The following is a 22,066-nucleotide window of genomic DNA, read 5'->3' as shown; positions in this document are numbered from 1 at the left end:
GGCACCGTAGGGTCGAAGACGTGAGCGAGATCCATGAGCTGACCGGGTTGGAGCTGGCCACAGCCGTTCGCAAGCGTGAGGTGTCGCCGTCCGAGGTGGCCGACCACGCGCTCGAACGGGCCGATCGGCTGGACCCGTCCGTCGGCGCCTTCGTCACCCTGACCCCCGACCTCGCCCGCGAGCAGGCCGCCGAGGCCGAGATCCTGCTCCGGGAGACCCGCTCCGGCGATGAGCTGCCGCCGTTCCTGGGCGTGCCGTGCCCCGTCAAGGACCTCGCGATGGTGGCCGGCGTGCCGTTCCGGTTCGGCAGCGCCGCCCTCGGCGACTTCGTGGCGCCCGCCGACGACGGCGTCGTCACCCTGCTGCGCCAGGCCGGCACGCTGATGCTCGGCAAGACGAACACGCCCGAGTTCGGCCTGCCGCCGTACACCGAGCCCGACATCGCGCCGCCGGCCCGCACGCCCTGGGACACCACGCGGTCGGCCGGTGGGTCCAGCGGCGGGTCGGCGGCGGCGGTCGCGGCCGGCATCGCGCCCATCGCACACGGCAGCGACGGCGGCGGCTCCCTCCGCATCCCGGCCAGCGCCTGCGGGCTGGTCGGCCTCAAGCCCACCCGCGGCCGCGTCAGCCCCGGCCCGTACCACCCCGAGGGCGCCGGCCTGGCGTCCAACGGCGTGCTCACCCGCGACGTCCGCGACACCGCGGCGCTGCTCGACGTGCTGTCGCACCAGTGGCCCGGCGACCTCTACGTGCTCGCGCCGCCGCGCACCACCTTCCTCGACGCCTGCGAGCGCGAGCCCGGGCGACTGCGCGTCGGCCTGCTGACCACTCCGGTCATCGTCGACGACGCACCCGTCGACGACGCCTGCCTGGCCGCGGTCGTCCGCACCGCCCGGCTGCTGGAGGACCTCGGCCACCAGGTCGAGCCGGCGCCGGTGCCGTTCGCGGCGCAGCGCTGGGACTCCTTCGAGGCCGTCTGGTCGGTGCTGGCGCTGAGCGCGCCGGTGCCGCCCGAGGACGAGCACCTGCTGCTGCCGCTGACCCGCTGGCTGCGGGAGAAGGGCCGGTCGGTCAGCGGCATCGAGTACGCGTCGGCGCTCGGGCTGATCCAGACGACGACGCGCGAGACGGCGGCCACCTGGGCGGCCTACGACGTCATCCTGAGCCCGACGCTGGCGCGGCTGCCGGCGCCGGTCGGCTCGCAGCGCGACGACGCCGACCCCGCCGCCGACTTCGCCGCGCAGATGGCGTTCACGCCGTGGACCAGCATCTGGAACCTCACCGGCTGGCCGGCCGTCAGCCTCCCGCTCGAGACGACCGAGGCCGACGGCGTCACGCTGCCGGTCGGCGTCATGCTCGGCGGCCGCCACGGCGCGGAGGAGACGCTGTTGTCGCTGGCCGCGCAGCTGGAGGCGGCCCGGCCGTGGCGCGATCGGAGGCCGGCCACATGGTGAGCTTCGGCTACTTCCTGGTGCCTGACGCGTCCGAGCCGCTGCTGGAGACCGCTGTGCTGGCCGAGTCGCTCGGGTTCGAGTACGCCGGCATCCAGGACCACCCGTACCAGCGCCGGTTCGCCGACACCATCGCGTTGTCGAGCGCCATCCTCACCGCCACGTCCACGCTGCGGGTCTTCCCCGACGTCGCCTGCCTGCCGCTGCGTCCGCCCGGCGTGCTGGCCAAGACGGCGGCGTCGCTGGACGTGCTGTCCGGCGGACGGTTCGAGCTGGGGCTGGGCGCGGGCGCGTTCTGGGACGCGATCGAGGGCTACGGGGGCGTGCGGCGGACGCCGGGGGAGGCGCTGGCGGCGCTCGGCGAGGCGATCGAGGTGATCCGGCTGCTGTGGAGCGGCGAGCGCGGGCTCCGCTTCGAGGGCGACCACTACCACCTGCGCGGGGTGCACTCCGGGCCGTTGCCGGCGCACGACATCGGCATCTGGGTCGGCGCGTACGGCCCGCGGGCGCTGGCCCTGACCGGCCGGCTGGCCGATGGCTGGGTGCCGTCCATCAACGCCGACGTGCTGCGCCGGCTGCCCGAGCTCAACGATCGGGTCGACGGCGCTGCCGTCGCCGCCGGCCGCGACCCGTCCGCCGTCCGCCGCGTCTTCAACGTCGGCGGCGCCATCACCGACGGCGTCTCGGAGGGCTACCTCGCCGGTCCGGTGTCGCAGTGGATCGACGAGCTGAGCGTGCTCGTCACCGAGCACCGCGCCGACGTCCTGGTGTTCGGCGGCCCGCCCGGCCAGTTGCGCACGTTTGCCGAGGAGGTCATGCCCGCCCTCCGGTGATCAGGGGAGCGCGGTCACCGTGGCGTGGTAGCCGAGGTTGGACGAGATCTGGTCGGCGTGCTCGATGGCGATCATCGCCAGCTCGTCCTGCCGGGCCGGCAGGTTCATCGCCGACAGCGGGCCCGACACCGACAGCGCCGCGACGACCTGGCCGGACCGGTCGCGGATCGGCGCCGCCACGCAGGCCCGGCCGAACGCCAGCTCCTCCAGCTCGGTCGCGAAGCCGCGGGAGCGGACGTCGCGCAGCGCCGCGGCCAGCTCGTCGTACGACGTGATGGTGTGCGGGGTGTAGCGGGCGTACTCGGCGCCGATCAGGCCGCGCAGGTCGTCAGGCGGAAGCTCGCTGGTCAGCGCCTTGCCCATGGCGGTGGCGTGCAGCGGCCCGCCGCGGCCGATCAGCGTGGACGGCCGCGGCGCGTTGGCGCCCTCGAAGTGGCACAGGTAGAACAGGCTGGCGCCGTGGCGTTCGGCGACGTTGACGCCGAGGCCCAGCGTGGCGGCGAGGTTCTGCGCGAGCTGACGGGACTGCTGGTGCACCGGCGACTGGTTCAGCCCGATGCCGGCCAGTGTGATGACCCGCGGGCCGACGCCGTACAGCCCGCTACGCCCGTGGTGCGTCAGGTACCCCAGGTTGACCAGCGCGCCGACCAGCCGCGACACCGTCGACTGGCCCAGCCCGGTGGCGGCCACCAGCTCGGAGATGCGCCGCTCGGGTTGCTCCTCGGTGAACGCGGACAGCAGCGAGAGCGCCCGTTCGACGCTCTGGGTGCCGCCGGCGGACTCGCGGGCTGGTACTCGTGGCACGTCGTTGCTCCCCCACCATGCTCGGAACCGTCATCTACATCGTAGATGAGACCCCGCACAGAACCCGTCAACCTGCCTGGCTGTCGCGGTCCTGGGCCCGCAGCGCGCGGTCGAGGTCGGCCAGGCCCTCGACGACCAGCCGGCGGGCGGCGTCGGGCAGCTCGGCCGTCTCCAGCCAGCCGCGCACCGTCGTCGCCGTGGCGGCGTCGGCGAGCAGCCGCGGAAACAGCCCGACCACGATGGCCTGCGCGCTCTCGTTGGTCCGCTCCGCCCACACTCGCGGGACGGCGTCGAGATACGGCTGGACGTACGCACGCACCAGCTCGCGCTGCTCCGGGTGGGCGAAACCGCGCACCGTCGCCGACAGCAGCGCGTTCGGCAGCTCGTCGGACTCGACGACGGCCTGCCACGCGGCTGCCTTGGCGGCGTAGGACGGGACCGCCGCGCGGGCGTACGCGGCCTGCCGCTGCCCAGCGGCGGTGTTGTCGCGCTCGAGCTCGGCGTCGACGGCGTCGTCGCCGGCCGCGCCCAGCACGACCAGCCGCTGCAGCAGCGTCCATCGCAGGTCGGTGTCGACCACCAGGCCCGGCAGCAACTCGTCGTCGCCGTCGAGCAGCGCCCTGATCTCCGCGACGTGCTCGTCGCTGGCCGCGGCCGACACCCAGGCCCGGGTGAAGGCGAGCTGACGGTCGCTGCCGGCCTCGGCCGACCCGGCCGACTGCCGCAGTGCGGCCGCCCAGCGCGACGACAGCACCGTCCGGTTGGCCGGCCACGCGTACAGCTCGATGGCCGCTCGCGCGGACGCGAGCACGTGCTGCACCACGCCCATCGACGTCTCGCGCTCGATGCCGCCGAGCACCAGCTCGACGAACGAGCTGGCCGACATCTCGGCGTCGCGCAGCATGTCCGTCGCCGCCGTCCAGCACAGCGCTCGCGGCAGCGGGTCCAGCGAGCCGATCGAGTGCACCACCGTCGCCAGCGAGCGGTCGTCGAGGCGCACCTTCGCGAAGGTGAGGTCGTCGTCGTTGACCAGCAACAGGTCGGGCTGGGTCTCGCCGCGCAGCTCCGCCACCTCGGTGCGCGGGCCGTCGACGTCCAGCTCGATCCGGCGCCGCCGCACCAGCGCGCCGTCGTCGTCGTAGTCGTAGAGGCCGATCGCCGCCCGGTGCGACCGGATGGCCGGGTGCTCGGACGCGGCGGTCTGCTCGACGACCACCGACGTGTACGTGCCGGCGTTGTCGACGGTGACCACCGGGCGCAGCGTGTTGACGCCGGCCGTGCGCAGCCACTGCTCGTTCCACGCCGACAGGTCGCGGCCGCTGGTCCGCTCGAGGTGCGCGAACAGGTCACCGAGCGAGGTGTTGCCCCACGCGTGCTCGGCGAAGTACGCCCGCACGCCCTCGAGGAACGCGTCGCGGCCGACCCAGGCGACCAGCTGCTTCAGCACGCTGGCGCCCTTGGCATAGGTGATGCCGTCGAAGTTGACCTCGACGTCCTCGAGATCGCGGATGTCGGCGGAGATCGGGTGCGTGGACGGCAGCTGGTCCTGGCGCAGCGCCCACAGCTTCTCGGTGACGGCGAACGTCGTCCAGCCGTCGGTCCACCGGGTCGCCTCGGACAGCGACAGCACCGACGCCCACGTGGCGAACGACTCGTTCAGCCACAGGTCGTCCCACCAGCGCATGGTGACGAGGTCGCCGAACCACATGTGCGCCATCTCGTGCAGGATCGTCTCGGCCCGGCGCTCGTAGGCGGCGTCGGTGACGCGGCTGCGGAAGACGTAGTCCTCGTGGTGGGTGACGGCGCCGGCGTTCTCCATGGCGCCCGCGTTGAACTCCGGGACGAACAGCTGGTCGTACTTCGCGAACGGGTAGGCCAGCCCGAATACGTCCTCGAAGAACGTGAAGCCGCGGCTGGTGACGTCGAACAGTTCGTCGGCGTCGAGGTGCTCGGCCAGCGACTTGCGGCAGTACAGCGCCAGCGGCAAGGTCTTCTCCTTGCCGACGTGCTCGGACCGCTCGACGTGGTACGGACCTGCGACGATCGCCGTCACGTACGTCGACAGCCGCGGCGTCGGCTCGAACGTCCACCGCTTCTTGCCGTGGCTGGCCTTCCCGGCCTTGCCCGGCGAGTTCGATACGACCTGCCAGCCGGACGGCGCGTCGACCAGGAACGTCACCTCGGCCTTGAGGTCGGGCTGCTCGAAGCAGGCGTAGACGCGGCGGGCGTCGGCCACCTCGAACTGCGAGTAGAGGTACACCTCGTCGTCGACCGGGTCGACGAACCGGTGCAGCCCCTCGCCGGTGTGCATGTAGGCGGCGTCGGCGACGACCTTGACCTCGTTCTCGCTGGCCAGGCCGGTGAGCCGGACCCTGGAGCCGTCGTAGGCCTCGGCCGGGTCGAGCGCGGTGCCGTTGAGGACGACCTCGTGCACCGTGGGCGCGATGAGGTCGAGCCAGGTCTCGGCGCCCTCGGTGGCGGCGAAGGTCGCCGTCGTCGTCGACCCGAACGTGGTGTCGTCGCGGGTGAGATCAAGTTCGACGGTGTAGCGCACCGACGCGGGGTCGACGACGGAGGCGCGCTCGCGTGCCTCGTCGCGGGTCAGGTTCGTGCCAGACATGGCCTCGATCCTGGCAGAACATCCGCCGTCGCGCTGGCCGTGGGGCGCGGGAATCGACCGCGCCGTCGCGCGGTTGGCCAGATTTGAGACCTCCTTGACACGTCAATTTGCTGCCGACTGCGTCAGACCCTGCGGTCAGCTAGCACCCCTGTTATGAAGGGCACCCCCATGAGTGAGACCACCCCCGTCGATTTCTGGTTCGACCCGATCTGCCCGTGGGCGTGGATGACGTCGCGCTGGATGATGGAGGTCGAGCGGGTCCGGCCGGTCGAGGTGACGTGGCACGTGATGTCGCTGTCGTACCTCAACGCCGGGCGCGACCTGGGTGAGTCGTACAACCGGCTGATGGCCGGCAGCTGGGGCCCGGTGCGCGTCATCACGGCGGCGAAGGAACTGCACGGCCAGCGCTGGGTGAAGCCGCTCTACGACGCCATGGGCACCCGGTTCCACCCGGGCGGCCAGAAGGACCGCTCGGTCGTCATCGCCGAGGCGCTGGCCGAGGTCGGCCTGCCGGCGTCGCTGGCCGCGTACGCCGGCACCGACGAGTACGACGCCGCGCTGAAGGAGACCCACCACGCCGGGATGGACCAGGTCGGCGACGAGGTCGGCACGCCGGTCCTCGCGGTCGACGGCTACGCGTTCTTCGGCCCCGTCCTGTCGCCGGCGCCGCGCGGCGACGAGGCCGGCCGCCTGTGGGACGGCGTGCGGGCGCTGGCCTCGTACGACGGATTCTTCGAGCTCAAGCGGACGCGCACCCGCGAGCCCGTCTTCGGCTGACGTACGGCAGACTGACGCCCATGCGCGTCCACGTCGGCTCCGACCATGCCGGATACGAGGTCAAGAACCGCCTTGTCGAGTTGCTCCGCGACGGCGGCCACGAGGTCGTCGACCACGGCCCGTTCGTCTTCGACGAGCTGGACGACTACCCGACGTTCTGCCTGCGGGCGGGTGCGGGCGTGGCCTCCGACGACGGCAGCCTGGGCATCGTCATCGGGGGCTCCGGCAACGGTGAGCAGATGGCCGCGAACAAGGTCAAGGGCATCCGGTCGGCGCTGGCGTGGTCCGAGGAGACCGCCCGGCTGGCCCGCGAGCACAACGACGCCCGCGTGCTGGCCGTCGGCGCCCGCATGCACCCGTTCGACGACATCGCGACGTTCGTGCGGACGTTCCTCGACACCCCGTTCTCCGGCAGCGAGCGGCATGCCCGCCGCATCGCCATGCTCAGCCGTTACGAGGCGGACGGCGAGCTTCCTCCGCTGCCGGCGCCGGCCGACTGATTCCCTTTGCCTGCTGCGACTCGCTGCCGCCGGCGACCTCGCGGTCGGCCCTCGGGCTGGGCCGCGGCGGCAGCGGGGACTTCCCGATGCGCTCCAGCGCGGCCTCGATGTCGCCGGGAGCCGGGCGCGACACGTCGCGGGCCCGCATGGCCCGCGACACGCCGACCTGGGAGCGCCGGTCGACCTGGTCGAGCTTGCGGACACCCTTCTCGCGATCGTTCACAGGAAGGACGGTACGTGCCCGAGGGCCACACGATCCACCGTCTGGCCGGTGAACTGTGCCGTGCCTTCGGTGGGCGGGTCGTCGGCGTGTCCAGTCCGCAGGGGCGGTTCGCGGCCGGCGCCGCCGTCGTCACCGGCGTGCGGCTCGTGCGGGCGGAGGCGCACGGGAAGCACCTGTTCATCGGGTTCGCCGGGCGGCGGTGGGTGCACGTGCACCTCGGGTTGTACGGGAAGTTCGACGTCGCGGCGGTGCCCGCCGGCCCCGTGTGGGGTGCGGTGCGGATGCGGCTGGTCGCCGATTCCGCTCACGCGGACCTGCGCGGGCCGACCCGGTGCGAGGTCGTCGGCGACCCCGAGAAGGACGCCGTCGCCGCCCGGCTCGGACCGGACCCGCTGCGCGGTGACGATCCCGGGCGGGCGCTGGAGCGGATCGGACGCAGCCGGGCGCCGATCGGCGTGCTGCTGATGGACCAGTCCGTCGTCGCCGGCGTCGGCAACGTGTACCGCGCGGAGTCGCTGTTCCGGGCGGGCCTTGACCCCGCCCGTCCTGGCGCGTCCGTGCCGGGGTCCGTCCTGCGGTCCATCTGGGCCGACCTCGTCGGGCTGATGGAACGGGGTGTCGAGACCGGCCGCATCGACACCGTCCGGCCGGAGCACGAGCCCGAGGCGATGGGCCGTCCACCGCGCGTCGACGATCATGGCGGCGAGGTGTACGTCTACCGGCGGACGGGGCAGCCGTGCCTCGTCTGCGGAACGCCGGTCGCGGCTGGAAGAGCGGCGGCCCGGAACCTGTTCTGGTGCCCGAACTGCCAGCATTGACGCACCCTGACGGGCAATTCTGTGTGATCTTCCTCCCACGCTCTCTTTGCCGCTAGGGTCCTGGTGTGACGACCCGATCGGCTGGCGTGCTCGGGCTTGCCGGGGCGTTCTTCGGCGGGCGTCCGGCCAGCGCGCTGACGCGACGACTCCTCCGCGAGCCCGTCGTCATGGCGGTCCTCCTCGCCTCCACCCTGCTGCTCGGGTTGTCGATGGTGCAGTGGGAGTCGATCGTCCCGGCCATCGCCTTGGTGCTGCCGCTGCTGTTCGGCGGGCTGTTCGTGCAGCCGCGGGCGCTGGCCTGGCTGGTCGGCGCCGTCGCGTTCTGCCTCATCGCCGGCGGGGTCGTCATCGGCGGCGGGCAGACCTTCCTCGCCGTCACCGTCGTCGTCGGCATCACCGCCGTCGTCTCGCTCGGCCTGGCGCGGTCGCGGGCGCGGCTCGGCCTGCAGGGCACCATGGGCGAGTCGATGCTCGTCGACCTGCGCGACCGGCTGGCCGCCCAGGGCCGCATGCCGCCGCTGGGGCGCGGCTGGCAGATCGATCTCAAGCACCATGCCGCCGAACGGTCCAGCTTCTCCGGCGACTTCGCCGTCGCCTCCCGCTCCACCGACGGCCGCATGCTCGAGCTGGCCCTCGTCGACGTGTCCGGCAAGGGGCACAACGCCGGCACCCGTGCCCTCCTGCTGTCCGGCGCGTTCGGCGGGCTGCTCGGCTCGCTGCCGCCCGACCAGTTCCTGCCCGCCGCCAACGCCTACCTGCTGCGGCAGCGCTGGCCCGAGGGCTTCGCCACCGCCGTCCATCTCGTCGTCGACCTCACCACCGGCGAGTACGAGGTCCGCTCGGCCGGCCATCCGCCCGCCATCCACTTCCACGCCGGCTCCGGCCGCTGGGCCACCCTCGACACCGAGGGTGGCCTGCTCGGCGTCTACGAGCAGAAACACTACGAGCCGGTCAAGGGGCGCCTGCGGCCCGGCGACGCGCTCATGCTCTACACCGACGGGCTGGTCGAGGCGCCACGGCGCGACCTCTCGGACGGCATCGACAAGCTCCAGGGCGAGGCCGAGCGCCTGGTGGCGCGCGGCTTCGAGGGCGGCGCTCAGAAGCTCATCAACGCCGTCGCCTCGTCCGACGCCGACGACCGCGCCCTGCTGCTGTTGTGGCGCACGTTCTAGCGTTTCGTGTACGCCGCGACCACCTCGATCTCGACCAGCCAGCCGGCCACCGGCAGCGTGTCGACCTCGAGGTTCGTGCGTGACGGCCGGGTGTCGTTGGCGAACTCGACCGGCGTGTAGGCGGGGATCACCTCGCCGGTCACCCGGTTCACGTTGGCCATCCACTTCCGATAGGCGCGGTTCCAGCCGTTGTAGTCGGCCCGCTCGGTGCCGGGCGGCGCCTCCAGGTAGATCCGCATGCTGATGACGTTGCTCAGCGAGAGGCCCTGCGACTCCAGGTTCTCCCTGATGCGGGCCATCGCGTTCATGCCCTGCGCCTCGGTGACGGTGACGCCGGCGGGCAGCACGCCGCCAGGGAACTGGGCCGGGTCGATGTAGCGCTCCGGCGTCCCGGCCGGCGCCGCCGGGTTGAGCGCGCCCGGGCCGATGCCGCTGGAGAAGTACAGCGGCACCTGGTTGCCGACGGCGACTCCGTTGGCGATGAACGGGTCCGGTGCCTGGGTGGGCGCCGCGATGTTGAAGCGGACCTCCTGTGGCCGGGGTGCGCCGATGCCGGTGACGGCGACGACGCTGCCGGTGATGGCGAGCGTGGCGAGACTGGACGCGGCGGCGACGGCGGTGAGGCGGCGGGTGGGCTTGCGCATGGTTGGTCTCCTCTCAGGCCGCGGTAGCGGCGACGCGCTCGTGCAGGGCGGTGACGACCTGGCGGGCGGACTCGAAGGCGCCGGCCTGCCAGGCGATGAGGTAGCTGAGGTGGTCGCCGGCGAAGTACGTCCGGCCGTCCGGGCGCAGCAACTGGTCGTAGGCGGGGCCGCGGCCGCCGGGCCAGTTCACCCAGCCGCCGAGGCTGTACGGCTCCTTCGGCCAGGCGATCGAGATCGACGTCTCCAGTTCGTCGCGGTACCTGTCGCCGTGGATCTTCACGCCCTGTTCGACGGCGCGCTCCGATCGTCCCGCCACCGGGAGGTCGGTGTAGGAGCCGGAGTAGTAGCCGACGACCACGCCCTTGCGGCCGAGGAAGCCGGACGACGGGTACCAGATCCCGGAGATGTCCATGTTCGTCGCCGTGATGCCGCCGAAGATCTTGTCGTCCTCCTCCCACCAGCGGCGGCCGTACTGCAGGCCGATCTTGCCGGTGTTCGCGCCGGTCGGGACGGTGAGCGCGTCCTTCGTCGCCTGGGTGAAGTTCGCCGGGATGCCCTTGAGCACCATCGGCGGGATGGTGGCGATGCAGTAGTCCGCTTCGACGGTCCGGGTACGGCCGTTCAGGCGGTAGCTGACACGCACGCCGTCGGGCAGGTTCTGGATCTGGGTGACCGGGGCGTTGTAGGTGATGCGGCGCTTGCCACCGATGGCCGCGGCGAGTGCGGAGCTGATGCGGTCCATGCCGCCGACCGGCTGCCACATCATCATCGCCTGGTCGAAGCCGAATTCGAACGCGAAGCGGGTCCCGAACCGGCTCTGCAGGATCGCCGACATCGACGGCGGCGTCCCGGCGACGCCCGCGTCGTGCCCCGCCCCCGGCGCGTCGACGTAGCCGCGCCGGCTGTTGCCGACGTACCTGCCGCCGGTGAGCCCGCCGAGGCTGTTCGCCAGCTCGATGACTCGCTCGGCGTCGTCGGTGCTGAGGGTCTCGTCGAGTGCACCTTGATTCGTCGCCTGGGCGAGCAGTTCGGAGATGTAGCCGTACACGTCGGCCTTGGCCTGCCGGTGCGTGACGGAGGTGCCGGCCAGCTCGCCGTAGTCGGTGCCGCTGGTGTTCTCGTGGTAGTAGAGGCTCTCGGCGTTCGCGTTCACCAGCGCCTCGATCGCGACGCCCAGCTCCCGGCAGTAGTCGAGGGTCACATGGTGGTTCGGGATGCGCGCCGGGCCCGCGTTGAAATACAGCCCGTCGTCGAACCCGCACGTCTGCGACACCCCGTCGGTGTCGGTCAGCCGGTCGCCGCGCCGGATCGTCTTGGCCCGGCCACCGGGACGGTCGCGCGCCTCCAGGACCGTGCAGTCGTAGCCGGCCTTGCCCAGCTCGTATGCCGCCGCAAGCCCGGCGGTGCCCGCACCGAGGATGACCACCTTCGTGCCGCGGCTGCGGGCCGAGTCGGGGAGGTCGGCGGCCCTGGGCGGGGCGAAGTCGCTGGTAGCGGCTTCGGCGGGCGACGCGAACAGGCCGAGGGCCTCCATGCTGCCGTAGAGCGCGGAGGCGCCGCCGACGGCGCCGACGCGGGTGAGGAAGCTGCGCCTGGAATGGGCGTGCGGTGTACCGGCGGTGGTGGTCATGACTGGCCTCCTGGTCGGTCCGCCCGGGCGGGGGTGCCGGGCGCAGAGGCAGTCTTGGGAGTGGTGGTTATGTCCTGGTTTCGGATGGGTTAGCGCATGATCACTGCTGCCGCGCCGCGGCGTGCGGGCCGGCGGCCAGGTGCTGTTCGACCGTGCACTCACGGCGCCGGCATCCTGCGCCGTGGTCAGTGTGCGGCCAGCGCGTCCCACCCCGCCATCGTCAGGTCGACCGTCCGCAGCAGCGCCGCCCGGCTCGCCCCCTCCAGCGCCCGGACCGCGAGCCCCTGTACCTGCGCGTCGTAGAACTGCGCCAGCGTGTCGACGTCATCCGACGGCAACGGTTCGCCGTCGGCCGCGGCGGTCCGGAGCCTCGTTCGCAGCACCGTCAGCCGGTCCCGCCGGCTGCGATCCAGGTACGCGAGCACCGTCGAGTCGGTCGGCGGGCAGCTCAGCGTCGCCCGGGTGAGCAGGCAGCCGCGGGGACCGCCGCGCCGGGTGAACAGCGTGACGTTCTCGCGCAGCAACGCCTCGACGCCGCCGCGTGCGGTCGGCGCCTCGGCCATCGCCACGCCCGGCCGGCCGCCGTCGCCGTCCTGGTAGCGGTCGGCCGCCGCGCAGAACAGCGACGCCTTGGATCCGAACGCCGCGTACAGGCTCGGCGAGCCGATGCCCAGCACGTCCGTGAGGTCGGCGATCGACGTGTCCTGGTAGCCGCGGGTCCAGAACAGCCGCATGGCGTCGTCGAGTGCCACCTCGCGGTCGAAGCCGCGTGGTCGCCCGCGCCCCATCCAGTCTCCTTTCTGTGTCGATCACTACATTAACCACTTGACGCCACCCTCCGCCACTGCTTTATTGTGTAGCAACCACTACAGAAAAGGAGCGCGAGATGTCCGGCGTGACGAAGGCGACCAGCGGCGACGACCTCGAATGGTTCCGCCGTCTCGATCAGAACCTGCAGCTGGCCGACGCGATCGACCAGCGCCACGACGCCGCGATGACCGTCGGCTTCGCCCGCTACGGCGCGGGGGAGTCGAATCCCTGGACGGTCTCGTACGACGAAGCGCTGGTCGTCACCCGCGGCCGGTTCAGCGTCGAGAGCGGCGGCACGGTCACCACGGCGGCCGCCGGCGAGGTGATCTACCTACGCGCCGGCACCGACCTGGTCTACCGCGCCGTCGAGGAGAGCGAGGTGGTCTACGTCTCGCATCCGCACTGGCTCGCGGCCACCGAGAGCTCGCCGCACGCCGATCGCCTGGCCGAGTTCCAGCCAACGGCGAGCTGACGGCCCGACGGCGTTCCCGTTGTCGGTGGGGAGGTGTTGTATATGAAGGCAGTCGCCGTTCGTCGTCATGGTAAGGGCGGCACCGGGCCGCCCGCGACGACCCGCGAAGGGGGACCGAGTGATGCAGTACCTGCTGCTGATCTACAGCGAGCCGGCCACCGAGGCATCGGCCCAGAGTCAGATGGACGCCGAGATGGCCGAGTGGTTCGCGTACGACGAGGCCATCCGCAAGTCCGGCGTCTATGTCGACGGCAACGCGCTCCAGCCGACGGCGACCGCCACCACGCTGCGGCTGAAGGACGGCGAGCGGGTGGTCACCGACGGGCCGTTCGCGGAGACCCGCGAGGTGCTCGGCGGCTACTACCTGGTCGACGTGCCCGACCTCGACACCGCGCTCGACTGGGCCGCCAAGTGCCCCGGCGCGCGGTACGGCTCCATGGAGATCCGCCCGATCACGGTGTTCGATCAGGGCTGACGGTGAACGGGTGGGCGGCCGACCCCGCCGAGGCGGTCTTCCGCGAGGAGTGGGGCCGGCTGCTCGCCACGCTCGTCCGCTGGGTCGGCGACTTCGACCTGGCCGAGGAGGTCGCGGCCGACGCCATCGCGGCGGCGGTCGAGCGCTGGCCGGTCGACGGCGTGCCGGAGCGGCCGGGTGCGTGGTTGCTGACGACGGCGCGACGGCGAGCGGTCGACATCCTGCGGCGGCGGCAGAACTACGCGGCCAAGCTGGCGGTGCTGAAGGTCGAGGCCGAGCGCGACGAGTTGACCCGGCTGACGGAGCCGGCCGACGACGGCGGGCCCGACGTCATCGGCGACGACCGGCTGCGGCTGTTCTTCACCTGCTGCCATCCCGCGCTGGCCGCCGACGCCCGGGTCGCGTTGACGCTGCGCTACCTGGCCGGGCTGTCGACGGCGCAGGTGGCGCGGGCGTTCCTGGTGCCCGAGGGGACGATGGCGCAGCGGCTGGTGCGGGCGAAGCAGAAGATCGGCGCGGCCGGCATCCCGTACCGCGTGCCGTCGGCGACGGAGCTGCCCGGGCGGCTGCCCGCCGTGCTCAGCGTCGTGTACGTCGTGTTCACCGAGGCGTACGCGGCCAGCAACGGCGCCGCGCTGCTGCGGCCCGAACTGGCCGACGAGGCGATCCGGCTGGCCCGCATCCTGCACCGGCTGCTCCCGGCCGAACCGGAGGTCACCGGGCTGCTGGCGCTGCTCCTGCTGGTCGACGCCCGCCGAGATGCCCGGGTCGACGACGCCGGTGACCTCGTGCTGCTCGACGACCAGGACCGGTCCCGCTGGGATCCCGCCGAGGTCGCCGAGGGCCGCGCCCTGGTGCTCGACGCGCTACGGCACCGGCCGCCCGGGGCCTACGCGCTGCAGGCCGCCATCGCCGCCGTCCACGACGAGGCCCCGACGGCCGCCGCCACCGACTGGCCCCAGATCGTCGGCCTGTACGACGCCCTCCGCGCGACCGCCCCCTCCCCGGTCGTCGACCTCAACCGCGCCGTCGCCGTCGCGATGGCCCACGGCCCGGCGGCCGGGCTGGCGCTGCTGGACGAACTGGCGGCGGGTGGCGCGCTGGACCGGTTCCACCCACTGCACGCCGCCTGCGCCCGGCTGCTGGACCGGCTCGATCGCCCGGCCGACGCGGTCGTGGCCTATCGGCGCGCGATCGAGCTGTGCGGGAACGACGCTGAACGGGCGTTCCTGCTGCGCTGCCTCGCCGCCGCCGAATCACGCGCCGGACCACCCGACGATCGCTGACCGACGCGGTCGGGTGCCACCGCGTGCGTGGAACGGCGGTCGGGCGCCGCCGCGCGACCTCGGGGCGTCAGACCGACGGCCCGGAGGCGTCGACCAGCTCCCAACGACCGCCATCCTCGCCGCCGCGACGCCGGCGCAGCCACCGATCGCCGAGGACGCCGACCACGATCCCGCCGGCCACCGCCGGCAGCGCCCACGTCGCCGCGTCGAGCGTGCCGCCGGACGTCACGTTCCCGGCCGCGCCGGCCTCGGCCGCGCCGGCCTCGGCCGCGCCGGCCTCGGCCGCGCCGGCCTCGGAAGAGCCGGCCCCGGAAGAGCCGGCCCCGGAGGCGCCCGCGCCCGCGGCCTCCACCTCCGCCGCGTCCGGATCCTCCTCCGCCGGCCGCAGCCCGGTCCGTCCCGTCAATCCGAGGTCGACCAGCAGGTCCGCCAGCGCCGCCGCGTCGGCCGGCTGGTGCGAGACGCCGGGGTCGTCGAAGGACATCGGGCCGGCGCCCATGACCTCGGTGGTGTGAATCCACTCGGGCAGGCCGTCGTCGTCGAAGGTGATGCGGTCGACCCGCCACGGCTGTATGTCGTGGACCATCCAGGTGACGACGACCTGGTCGCCGCCGACACCGGGTGGCGTGACGCCGGGGGCGGGGGCGGCCACCGGTTCCATGCCCAGCTGTGACATCAGCGTCGTGTACGCCTCGTTCGTCGCGTACAGCGACGCGGTCCGGCCGGTCGACGGCGACACCAGCAGCACGCTGGTCGGCCCGCCGGCCGAGGCGGGGGCGGCGGCGAACAGCATGGCGCCGAGGACGAGGAGAGCGGCGGCCGGGCGGGCGAGACGCATGACGGCTCCGGTGGGTCGGTGGTGGTTACCTCGACTACACCGGCCGGGCTCAGCCGGTTCCCAGTGCCGACGCGGCGATCTCGACGGCGCGGCCGCGGTCGCCGGCGCCCTCGAGCCGGAACGTCACGCCGTCGTCGACCCACACGAGGGTCGGGCCGGCGATGCGCGCCGACTCGGTCCGCTCGCTGCCGTCCGGTGCCAGCAGGACGAGGTCGTGCGGCACGCCGAACCACCAGGCGTCCCGGCCGTCGACGGTGAGCGTGGCCGCCGTCGAGCCGAGTACCGCCGTCTTCAGGTACACCGGCGACAACGGGTCGGCGACCTGGTCCAGCCGGACGGTGTCGTCGCCGGAACCCCAGGTCAGCGACAGCACGCGGTCGTCGGCCGACACCTCGACGCCGTCGGGCGGGCCGAGGACCGGCGGCACGACCGGCGTCAGCCCGGTCCGCTGCGCCGCGGCGTCCAGCGAGAGCCCTGCCGGAGCAGACGGCGGCGCCGACGCCGACGGCTGCGACGGACCGGGCCGGACGGCGACCGCGCCGATCCCGAGCCATTCGCCGACGGCGGCCCGCACCGGCGCCGTCAGGCCCAGCGCCACCAGCACGGCGACGGCAGCGACGGCGATCCGGCGGCCCCGGCCGGCGGCCGGTCGCCACCGGCGGCCCGCGCCCGGTCGCCACCGCAAGACGCGGCCGGCGGCACGCCGCCACCGGGCGACGCGGCCGGCGGCCCGCCGCCACCGCGGGAGCCCGGCCGGTGCCGGGGACGTCCGGAGACGGTCCAGCACCGCGGTCGCGACCGCGGCCGGCGCCGGACCGTCGTCGTCGAGGGCCGAGCCGAGCGAGCGGCCGAGGGCGCGCAGCTCCCGGTCGAGGGCGTCATCCATGCTCCACCTCCTGGGCCGGCGTGGGCGCCAGCTCGGTCCGCAACCGGCGCAGCGCCCGGTACAGCCGCGACTTCACCGTGCCGCGCGGCCAGCCGAGCACCGTCGCCGTCTCCTCCTCGTCCAGGTCGAGCAGGTACCGGCAGACGACGACCCGGCGCTGCGCCTCGGGCAACGACCGCAGCGCCGCCACCAACTCCGCCCGCCGCTCGCCCGTCAGCGCCGTCGCCGCCGGGTCGTCGACGGCCAGGCCCGCGGCCGCCGCGTCGAGCAGGAACGACCGGTCCGCCGCCGCCCGGTACCGGCGGGCCGCCCGCGCGTTGTTGCGGGCCTCGTTGAGCACGATCCGCAGCAGCCACGGCCGGAACGGGGCGCCGTCGCGGAACGTGCCGATAGTGCGGTACGCCTTGACGAACGCTTGCTGGACGACGTCGTCCGCGTCCGGTCCGGCGCCCGCCATGACCGCGAGCCGGCGCGCGTCGGCGGCGTGCCGGCGCACGAGGACGGCGTACGCGTCGGAGTCTCCGGCGCGTACGCGGGCGATGGCGGCCTGTTCGGTCTCGTCGGCGATGGGTTCGGTCCTGTCGTCGTCGTTCTGCCGTTCATACACCGCGCGGGCCGCCGCGGTTCCCGGCTGTGCTAGAACGGCGCCGTGCAGCTTCTTCACAAGGGCAAGGTCCGCGACGTCTACTCCGACCGGCCGGGCGAGGTGATCCTCGTGGCGTCGGACCGCGTCTCGGTCTACGACGTCGTGCTGCCGACGCCGATCCCCGACAAGGGGAAGGTGCTGACGTCGCTCTCGCTCTGGTGGTTCGACCAGCTCGCCGACGTCGTCCCGAACCACGTCATCTCCGCCGACGACGTGCCGGACGAGTGGCGCGGCCGGGCCATCCGCTGCCGTCAGGTCGAGATCGTCCCGGTGGAGTGCGTCGCGCGCGGCTACCTCGCCGGTTCCGGCTGGACGTCGTACCAGGAGACCGGTGCGGTGTCCGGGGTGCGGCTGCCGCCCGGCCTGGTCGAGGGCGACCGCCTGCCGGAACCGATCTTCACGCCGACGACGAAGACGCCGCCCGAGTTGGGCCACGACGAGCCGATGACGTACGCCGAGGTCGAGGCGCAGGTCGGCGCGCCGATGGCGGCGCAACTGCGCGACCTCACGCTGACGCTGTACCGGCGGGCGGCGGAGCTGATGGAGCGGCGCGACATCCTGCTCGTCGACACGAAGGTCGAGTTCGGCCTGGCTCCCGACGGCACCCTGCTGCTTGCCGATGAGGTGATCACGCCCGACTCGTCCCGGTTCTGGGCGGCGCCGCAGTGGGCGCCGGGCCGCCGGCAGGTCTCCTACGACAAGCAGGTCGTGCGCGACTGGGCGCAGGACCTCGGCACCTGGGACAAGACCCCGCCCGGCCCGGCCGTCCCGGACGAGATCGTCGAGAAGACCCGCGCCGTCTACATCGAGATGTACGAGCGCATCACCGGCCGGACCTGGACGTAGGCCCTAGCGCAGCGACCGGTAGTGCTCACGCTGCGCCGGCTCGAGGTGCTCCATGGCGTAGCGGAGCATCACCCGCGGCATCGTCGCGGCGTGCCGGTCGAGGAAGGCGAGCAGCCGGTCGCGGTCGTGGTCGCCGGCCGCGCGCAGCCAGCCGCCGGTCGCCTTGTGTACGAGGTCCTCGGGGTCGTCGAGCAGCAGTTCCGCGATGGCGAACGTGTGGCCGACGTCGCCGGTCCTGATGAAGTACGCCGTCGCGGTGATCGCCGTGCGCCGCTCCCACCGGTTCGGCGAGCGGGCCAGCTCGTAGAGCACGTCGCGCGGCCTGTCGGCCAGGTACCCGCCGACGACGTACGGGGCGGCGAGGTCGACGAGGTCCCAGTTGTCGATGCGATCGTGACGGCGCAGGTAGAGCTCGTACAGCTCGCGGCGCCGGTCCGATGAGGTGCGCTTTCGGCGGGCCTGCTTGTCCATGACGCTCAACGCGCCGGCCCGCAGTTCGTGGACGTCGGACTCCAGCAGCCGCTCCAGTTCAGCCGGCGGCAGCTCGATGAACTCCTTGGCCAGCGCGAACACCGTTCCCATGCGCACACCGAGGAAGACGCCGCTGGTGCCGTCCTTGAAGTAGCGCTGGATCTTGCGCAGCTCGTCGTCGGACTGGTGCTCGCGGAGTCGCCGTTCGAACTCCCCGGCGTCGAGGTCGGCCATGCCGCATCGTACCGATTGACCACCGGGCAACCGCTGCGCCGCCGCTGCGGCCGTGGCGGGCAAACTTCCGGGCTAACGCATGACGCAAGAGTGCAGGGGTTCTAGAACCCTGATACTCTACGGAGGCAAGGTTGTGACGTGGGAGGTATGTCTGCTCGATGAGGTCGAGCAATGGGTCCTGCGGTTGGACGAGCGTGCGTACGAACGAGTAGCCGAGGCGATCGAGTTGCTGGAGCGAGTCGGACCCGGTCTTGGTCGGCCGGCGGTCGACTCGATCGAAGGGAGCCGGCATCCGAACCTGAAGGAGCTACGAGCCGGCTCGGTCCGCGTGCTATTCGCGTTCGATCCGGCCCGGCAAGCGGTCTTGCTTGTGGCCGGCGACAAAGCCGGCCTCTGGTCGCGGTGGTACCGGACGGCAGTGCCGCTGGCCGACCGACGATTCGACGAGTGGCTGGCCAAGGCGGCCGAGAGGGGAGACGACCATGGAGAGCAGGCCGAAGTGGGTGCGCTGGGAGGACACCAAAGCCAAGCGGCCCGTGTCGCCTGAGGGGCTCGAGAGGGCTCGCCGGGCCCGTGAGGCCGAGGAGGCGGCCTGGCGGCTGGCCGAGGTCCGCCGCGAGCAACACCAGACGCAGGCACAGGTCGCCGAGATCATGGGCGTCGGGCAGCGGCGGGTGTCCGACATCGAGTCCGCCAAACTGATGCGGACCGAAGTCGCGACCATCGACTCCTACGTCGCCGCGCTGGGCGGCCGGCTGCGCCTGATCGCCGAGTTCGGCGACCGGGCCATCCCGCTGCGCTGACGCGCGACCGCGCGACCGGGCGACCGGTGGGCCCGGCCGGTCAGCCCAGCGCGGCGGGGTTGACCAGGCCGGGTGGCCGGTCGCCGGCCAGGAACGCGGCCACCGCGGCGGCGCCCAGCTCGGCGGCCCGGTGCGCGGTCTGGCGGGTCGCGCCGGCGAGGTGCGGCGTCATCACGACCCGGTCCGACCGCAGCAGCGGCCAGTCCGCGGGCGGCGGCTCGGCCGGGAACACGTCGAAGCCGGCGCCGGCCACGTGGCCGCTGGCCAGCGCCGCCGCGAGCGCGTCGTAGTCGACGAGGCCGCCCCGGGCGGAGTTGACGAGGTAGCCGCCCGGCCGCATGGCCGCCAGCGCGGCCGCGTCGATCATCCCGGCGGTCTCCGCGGTCAGCCGCGCGTGCAGGCTGACGACGTCGCTGCGGGCCAGCAGCTCGTCGAAGCCGACCAGCGCGACGCCGTCGGGCAGCGAGTCCGCCGCGACGAACGGGTCGGCCACCAGCACCTGGGCGTCGAACGCCAGCAGCATGCGGGCGACCCGCGACCCGATCGCGCCGTACCCGACCAGCCCCACCGTCGACCCGCCCAGCTCCAGCCCGCACTCGTCGTACGCGTACAGGTCGCTGCGCCACTCGCCGGCCGCGACGGTGCCGTGGATGCGCGGGATCGCCCGCACCGTGCTCAGGATCAGCGTCAACGCGTGCTCGGCCGCCGCGACGGCGTTCCGGCCGGGGGTGTTGCAGACCAGCACGCCGCGCTCGGTGCACGCGTCGACGTTGACGTTGACGGGGCCGCCGCGGGTGCACACGACCAGCCGCAGCGACGGCGCCGCCGCCAGCACGCGCGCGGTGACCGGCGCCATCTGCGTGACGATCACCTCGACGTCGCCGGCCAGGCCGGCCAGTTCCTCCTCGACGTCGGAGGCTTCGTCGACCTCCGCGACCGGGCCGAACGGGACGAGCGGCCAGGGCAGCTCGAGCGTCCGGACGTCCAGGTCCGGCCCGGCGACGGCGGCGCGCAGCCGGTCCGCCAGCAGGTCGTTCCGGACGAAGTGGTCCCCGGCCAGCAGGATCCGGCTCATGCGTTCCCTTCCGATGGGTGCGACCAGGTCTCTCGCGCGGCGGCGACCCGGTCGAGGTAGGCGGCGAACCCGTCGTCGTAGTGCGCGCGGTGGGTGGCGGACGGCTCGACGGTGTGCGCGGGGACCGGCCAGCCGGGCGTCTCGCCGCGGGCCTCCAGCGCCGACAGCACCGCGCCGTACGCGCCGGCCTGCGGCACGTCGACGACGTCCAGCGGGCGGCCGAGCACGTCGGCGAAGAGCTGCGTCCACGCCGCGCTCTGGGCGCCGCCGCCGCAGACGGCCAGCCGCCCGGTCAGCCCGGCCGCGTCGAAGCAGTGCCGCGCCGCGTACGCCAGCCCTTCGCACAGGCCGCGGACGAGGTCGGCCCGCGACGTCGCCAGGTGCAGGCCGTCGAGCCGGCCGCGCGCGGACGCCTCGACGAACGGCGCCCGTTCGCCCGACGCGGACCAGTACGGCAGCACCGTCACGCCGCGGGCGCCCGGCGGCGACTCGGCCAGCAGCCCGGCCAGCGCCGACACCGGCGCCCCGATCAGCTGCAGCAGCCAGTCCAGCGACGCGGTGCCGACCATCGCCGGCATCGCCCGGATCCACCGGTCCGGCTGCCAGGTCGCCAGCAGCAGGCCGGCGCGGTGCGGGATCGGTCCGGGATCCGCCGTCACGACCTGGCAGGCCAGTGTCGTCCCGACGATCAGCAGGCCGTCGCCGGGCTCGACTGTGCCGCTGCCGCGGGCCGACGCCAGCAGGTCGTACGGCCCGGCGCTCACCGTCGTCCCGGCCGGCAGCCCGAGCGTCGCCGCAGCGGCCGCCGTCAGCCCGGCAGCGGGACCGCCCGGCCCGACGACCGGCGGCAGCAGGTCGCGCCGGTGCTCCAGCCCGGTGAGCCGCAGGACGTCGTCGGACCAGTCCCGCGTCCGCGGGTCGAGGAACGGGTACGACGCGTCGGACAGGTCGACGGCGCGGACGCCGGTGAGCCGCCGGAACACGGTGCCGACGCAGTGCGTGGCGGTCGCGGCGCGGTCGAGGACGTCCGGCTCGTCGCGGTCGAGGGCGGCCAGGATCGCGGCCGACGCGCCGGGGAAGATCATGCCGCCGTTGCGGGCGAGGACGGCGTCGGCGGTACCGTCGCGGTCCCACCGGCGGACGACGTCGGCGGCGCGGCCGTCCAGCCAGGACGCGGCCGGCCGCACCGGGACGCCGTCGGCGTCGGACAGCCAGCAGCCGTCGCCCTGGCCGGTGAGCGCGACCAGCTCCGGCGGGCCGGGCAGCTCGTCGGCGACGGCCCGGATCACGCTGGTCACGGAACTGACGACGGCGTCGGCGTCCTGCTCGACCCGGCCGCCGTCGCCGTGCGCCAGCTCGGTCGGGACGCTGTGCACGCACAGCTCGGTGCCGTCGTCGCCGTAGCCGACGGCCTTGGTCAGCGTGGTGCCGATGTCGACGCCGATGTACATGCCGCCTCCTCGCGGTCAGGGGGTGTCGAGTGGTGCTACGTGGACGTTGACCCGGCGGTCGCGCAGCGCCCGGACGACGTCCGCGGGCGTGCCGTCGTCGACCACGACGTCGTCGAAGTCGGTGAGCGGCGCCAGCTGGTGCAGCGCGGTGCCGCCGAGCTTGGTGTGGTCCATGAGCAGCACCTTGCGGGTCGCCGAGCGCATCATCGCCCGCTTGACCAGCACGATCTCCTGCTCCTGGTGGTAGGTCAGCCCGCCCGACGCCGCCGAGGTCGACGTCAGCAGCACGTCGGCGCGCAGC

25 protein-coding genes are annotated in these 22,066 nt (G+C 73.4%); 12 read left to right on the top strand and 13 right to left on the bottom strand.

Annotated features, from left to right (window positions below; genetic code table 11):
- The first annotated feature begins 20 nt into the window (after positions 1-20).
- Together ACW62_RS05875 and ACW62_RS05870 are read left to right on the top strand one after the other, a co-directional pair.
- On the top strand, positions 21-1,454 hold the full coding sequence (locus ACW62_RS05875; RefSeq protein ID WP_053203171.1) for an amidase: 1,434 nt from the start codon (positions 21-23) through the stop codon (positions 1,452-1,454).
- A complete protein-coding gene (locus tag ACW62_RS05870) occupies positions 1,448-2,284 on the top strand; it encodes an LLM class flavin-dependent oxidoreductase (protein WP_053203560.1) in 837 nt (278 codons plus the stop codon). The genes ACW62_RS05875 and ACW62_RS05870 overlap by 7 nt, the downstream gene beginning before the upstream one ends.
- Here the strand turns inward: ACW62_RS05870 and ACW62_RS05865 are convergent, their stop codons facing one another.
- Both ACW62_RS05865 and pepN read right to left on the bottom strand, forming a co-directional pair.
- A complete protein-coding gene (locus tag ACW62_RS05865) occupies positions 2,285-3,088 on the bottom strand; it encodes an IclR family transcriptional regulator (RefSeq protein WP_053203170.1) in 804 nt (267 codons plus the stop codon).
- A 67-nt stretch (positions 3,089-3,155) separates the two neighbouring features.
- On the bottom strand, positions 3,156-5,708 hold the full coding sequence (pepN, locus tag ACW62_RS05860) for an aminopeptidase N (RefSeq protein ID WP_053203169.1): 2,553 nt from the start codon (positions 5,706-5,708) through the stop codon (positions 3,156-3,158).
- 168 nt (positions 5,709-5,876) lie between these two features.
- Here pepN and ACW62_RS05855 point away from each other — a divergent pair, with 168 nt between their 5' ends.
- Positions 5,877-6,485 carry a DsbA family protein gene (locus tag ACW62_RS05855; protein WP_053203168.1) on the top strand — a complete coding sequence of 203 codons (609 nt, stop codon included), beginning with the start codon at positions 5,877-5,879 and terminating at the stop codon, positions 6,483-6,485.
- 20 nt (positions 6,486-6,505) lie between these two features.
- Positions 6,506-6,985 (top strand): ribose-5-phosphate isomerase, encoded by a 480-nt coding sequence (locus tag ACW62_RS05850; RefSeq protein WP_053203167.1) that lies wholly within the window; start codon positions 6,506-6,508, stop codon positions 6,983-6,985.
- Here the strand turns inward: ACW62_RS05850 and ACW62_RS05845 are convergent.
- Complete coding sequence (locus ACW62_RS05845) at positions 6,930-7,208, bottom strand: hypothetical protein (protein ID WP_053203166.1); 279 nt, start codon at positions 7,206-7,208, stop codon at positions 6,930-6,932. The two genes, ACW62_RS05850 and ACW62_RS05845, sit on opposite strands and share 56 nt — an antisense overlap.
- A gap of 14 nt (positions 7,209-7,222) precedes the next feature.
- Here ACW62_RS05845 and ACW62_RS05840 point away from each other — a divergent pair, with 14 nt between their 5' ends.
- Positions 7,223-8,026 carry an Fpg/Nei family DNA glycosylase gene (locus tag ACW62_RS05840; RefSeq protein WP_053203165.1) on the top strand — a complete coding sequence of 268 codons (804 nt, stop codon included), beginning with the start codon at positions 7,223-7,225 and terminating at the stop codon, positions 8,024-8,026.
- Between the two features lie 65 nt (positions 8,027-8,091).
- Positions 8,092-9,198 carry a PP2C family protein-serine/threonine phosphatase gene (locus tag ACW62_RS05835; RefSeq protein ID WP_053203164.1) on the top strand — a complete coding sequence of 369 codons (1,107 nt, stop codon included), beginning with the start codon at positions 8,092-8,094 and terminating at the stop codon, positions 9,196-9,198.
- Here the strand turns inward: ACW62_RS05835 and ACW62_RS05830 are convergent.
- The 3 genes from ACW62_RS05830 to ACW62_RS05820 form a co-directional block, all read right to left on the bottom strand.
- Entirely contained in the window at positions 9,195-9,842 is a 648-nt protein-coding gene (locus ACW62_RS05830) for a Rid family hydrolase (RefSeq protein WP_053203163.1), read from the bottom strand. The genes ACW62_RS05835 and ACW62_RS05830 overlap by 4 nt on opposite strands.
- 13 nt (positions 9,843-9,855) lie before the next feature.
- Positions 9,856-11,472, bottom strand: coding sequence for a flavin monoamine oxidase family protein (locus tag ACW62_RS05825; protein WP_053203162.1), 1,617 nt, complete (start codon positions 11,470-11,472; stop codon positions 9,856-9,858).
- 185 nt (positions 11,473-11,657) lie between these two features.
- Positions 11,658-12,260 (bottom strand): TetR/AcrR family transcriptional regulator, encoded by a 603-nt coding sequence (locus ACW62_RS05820; protein ID WP_053203161.1) that lies wholly within the window; start codon positions 12,258-12,260, stop codon positions 11,658-11,660.
- Positions 12,261-12,358: 98 nt separating this feature from the next.
- Between ACW62_RS05820 and ACW62_RS05815 the strand changes: the two genes are divergently transcribed.
- The 3 genes from ACW62_RS05815 to ACW62_RS05805 all read left to right on the top strand — a co-directional run bounded on the left by ACW62_RS05815 (position 12,359) and on the right by ACW62_RS05805 (position 14,515).
- Complete coding sequence (locus ACW62_RS05815; RefSeq protein ID WP_053203160.1) at positions 12,359-12,754, top strand: cupin domain-containing protein; 396 nt, start codon at positions 12,359-12,361, stop codon at positions 12,752-12,754.
- Between the two features lie 121 nt (positions 12,755-12,875).
- Positions 12,876-13,229 (top strand): YciI family protein, encoded by a 354-nt coding sequence (locus tag ACW62_RS33810; RefSeq protein WP_053203159.1) that lies wholly within the window; start codon positions 12,876-12,878, stop codon positions 13,227-13,229.
- Entirely contained in the window at positions 13,226-14,515 is a 1,290-nt protein-coding gene (locus ACW62_RS05805; RefSeq protein ID WP_157574513.1) for an RNA polymerase sigma factor, read from the top strand. The genes ACW62_RS33810 and ACW62_RS05805 overlap by 4 nt, the downstream gene beginning before the upstream one ends.
- A 67-nt stretch (positions 14,516-14,582) precedes the next feature.
- Here ACW62_RS05805 and ACW62_RS05800 read toward each other — a convergent pair whose 3' ends face one another.
- From ACW62_RS05800 to ACW62_RS05790, 3 genes are read right to left on the bottom strand one after another with little or no spacing between them, the layout of a single operon-like run.
- Positions 14,583-15,353, bottom strand: coding sequence for a hypothetical protein (locus ACW62_RS05800; protein ID WP_053203157.1), 771 nt, complete (start codon positions 15,351-15,353; stop codon positions 14,583-14,585).
- Positions 15,354-15,402: 49 nt separating this feature from the next.
- Positions 15,403-16,239 (bottom strand): hypothetical protein, encoded by an 837-nt coding sequence (locus ACW62_RS05795; RefSeq protein WP_053203156.1) that lies wholly within the window; start codon positions 16,237-16,239, stop codon positions 15,403-15,405.
- Positions 16,232-16,807 carry an RNA polymerase sigma factor gene (locus ACW62_RS05790; RefSeq protein WP_083459433.1) on the bottom strand — a complete coding sequence of 192 codons (576 nt, stop codon included), beginning with the start codon at positions 16,805-16,807 and terminating at the stop codon, positions 16,232-16,234. Before ACW62_RS05790 ends, ACW62_RS05795 begins: the two co-directional genes overlap by 8 nt.
- A gap of 81 nt (positions 16,808-16,888) precedes the next feature.
- On the opposite strand from ACW62_RS05790, the gene ACW62_RS05785 reads away from it, so the two are divergent.
- On the top strand, positions 16,889-17,731 hold the full coding sequence (locus ACW62_RS05785) for a phosphoribosylaminoimidazolesuccinocarboxamide synthase (RefSeq protein WP_053203155.1): 843 nt from the start codon (positions 16,889-16,891) through the stop codon (positions 17,729-17,731).
- A 3-nt stretch (positions 17,732-17,734) separates the two neighbouring features.
- Here ACW62_RS05785 and ACW62_RS05780 read toward each other — a convergent pair whose 3' ends face one another.
- Complete coding sequence (locus tag ACW62_RS05780) at positions 17,735-18,436, bottom strand: DNA alkylation repair protein (RefSeq protein WP_053203154.1); 702 nt, start codon at positions 18,434-18,436, stop codon at positions 17,735-17,737.
- Positions 18,437-18,515: 79 nt separating this feature from the next.
- On the opposite strand from ACW62_RS05780, the gene ACW62_RS05775 reads away from it, so the two are divergent.
- On the top strand, positions 18,516-18,983 hold the full coding sequence (locus ACW62_RS05775) for a type II toxin-antitoxin system RelE/ParE family toxin (protein ID WP_053203153.1): 468 nt from the start codon (positions 18,516-18,518) through the stop codon (positions 18,981-18,983).
- Positions 18,973-19,239 carry a helix-turn-helix domain-containing protein gene (locus tag ACW62_RS05770; protein WP_053203152.1) on the top strand — a complete coding sequence of 89 codons (267 nt, stop codon included), beginning with the start codon at positions 18,973-18,975 and terminating at the stop codon, positions 19,237-19,239. Before ACW62_RS05775 ends, ACW62_RS05770 begins: the two co-directional genes overlap by 11 nt.
- A gap of 40 nt (positions 19,240-19,279) precedes the next feature.
- Here the strand turns inward: ACW62_RS05770 and ACW62_RS05765 are convergent, their stop codons facing one another.
- From ACW62_RS05765 to ACW62_RS05755, 3 genes are all read right to left on the bottom strand, one after another.
- Entirely contained in the window at positions 19,280-20,314 is a 1,035-nt protein-coding gene (locus ACW62_RS05765; RefSeq protein ID WP_053203151.1) for a 2-hydroxyacid dehydrogenase, read from the bottom strand.
- A complete protein-coding gene (locus ACW62_RS05760; RefSeq protein WP_053203150.1) occupies positions 20,311-21,765 on the bottom strand; it encodes an FGGY-family carbohydrate kinase in 1,455 nt (484 codons plus the stop codon). The genes ACW62_RS05765 and ACW62_RS05760 overlap by 4 nt, the downstream gene beginning before the upstream one ends.
- A 15-nt stretch (positions 21,766-21,780) precedes the next feature.
- Positions 21,781-22,066, bottom strand: a 286-nt coding sequence (locus ACW62_RS05755) for a DeoR/GlpR transcriptional regulator (protein ID WP_169791998.1), incomplete at its 5' end; no start/stop codon positions are given.

It is taken from the genome of Jiangella muralis, assembly GCF_001270745.1.
GTDB classification, from domain to species: domain Bacteria; phylum Actinomycetota; class Actinomycetes; order Jiangellales; family Jiangellaceae; genus Jiangella; species Jiangella muralis.
This window is presented reverse-complemented; position numbering and strand designations above follow the sequence as displayed.

What these genes read in the sequence shown, in the direction of transcription:
- ACW62_RS05870 (WP_053203560.1), top strand. Translation starts at nt 1,448, where the DNA reads ATGGTGAGCTTCGGCTACTTCCTGGTGCCTGACGCGTCCGAGCCGCTG.
- ACW62_RS05780 (WP_053203154.1), bottom strand. Translation starts at nt 18,436, where the DNA reads ATGGCCGACCTCGACGCCGGGGAGTTCGAACGGCGACTCCGCGAGCAC.
- ACW62_RS05820 (WP_053203161.1), bottom strand. Translation starts at nt 12,260, where the DNA reads ATGGGGCGCGGGCGACCACGCGGCTTCGACCGCGAGGTGGCACTCGAC.
- ACW62_RS05830 (WP_053203163.1), bottom strand. Translation starts at nt 9,842, where the DNA reads ATGCGCAAGCCCACCCGCCGCCTCACCGCCGTCGCCGCCGCGTCCAGT.
- ACW62_RS05795 (WP_053203156.1), bottom strand. Translation starts at nt 16,239, where the DNA reads ATGGATGACGCCCTCGACCGGGAGCTGCGCGCCCTCGGCCGCTCGCTC.
- ACW62_RS05760 (WP_053203150.1), bottom strand. Translation starts at nt 21,765, where the DNA reads ATGTACATCGGCGTCGACATCGGCACCACGCTGACCAAGGCCGTCGGC.
- ACW62_RS05815 (WP_053203160.1), top strand. Translation starts at nt 12,359, where the DNA reads ATGTCCGGCGTGACGAAGGCGACCAGCGGCGACGACCTCGAATGGTTC.
- ACW62_RS33810 (WP_053203159.1), top strand. Translation starts at nt 12,876, where the DNA reads ATGCAGTACCTGCTGCTGATCTACAGCGAGCCGGCCACCGAGGCATCG.
- pepN (WP_053203169.1), bottom strand. Translation starts at nt 5,708, where the DNA reads ATGTCTGGCACGAACCTGACCCGCGACGAGGCACGCGAGCGCGCCTCC.
- ACW62_RS05765 (WP_053203151.1), bottom strand. Translation starts at nt 20,314, where the DNA reads ATGAGCCGGATCCTGCTGGCCGGGGACCACTTCGTCCGGAACGACCTG.
- ACW62_RS05775 (WP_053203153.1), top strand. Translation starts at nt 18,516, where the DNA reads ATGACGCAAGAGTGCAGGGGTTCTAGAACCCTGATACTCTACGGAGGC.
- ACW62_RS05800 (WP_053203157.1), bottom strand. Translation starts at nt 15,353, where the DNA reads ATGCGTCTCGCCCGCCCGGCCGCCGCTCTCCTCGTCCTCGGCGCCATG.
- ACW62_RS05855 (WP_053203168.1), top strand. Translation starts at nt 5,877, where the DNA reads ATGAGTGAGACCACCCCCGTCGATTTCTGGTTCGACCCGATCTGCCCG.
- ACW62_RS05850 (WP_053203167.1), top strand. Translation starts at nt 6,506, where the DNA reads ATGCGCGTCCACGTCGGCTCCGACCATGCCGGATACGAGGTCAAGAAC.
- ACW62_RS05825 (WP_053203162.1), bottom strand. Translation starts at nt 11,472, where the DNA reads ATGACCACCACCGCCGGTACACCGCACGCCCATTCCAGGCGCAGCTTC.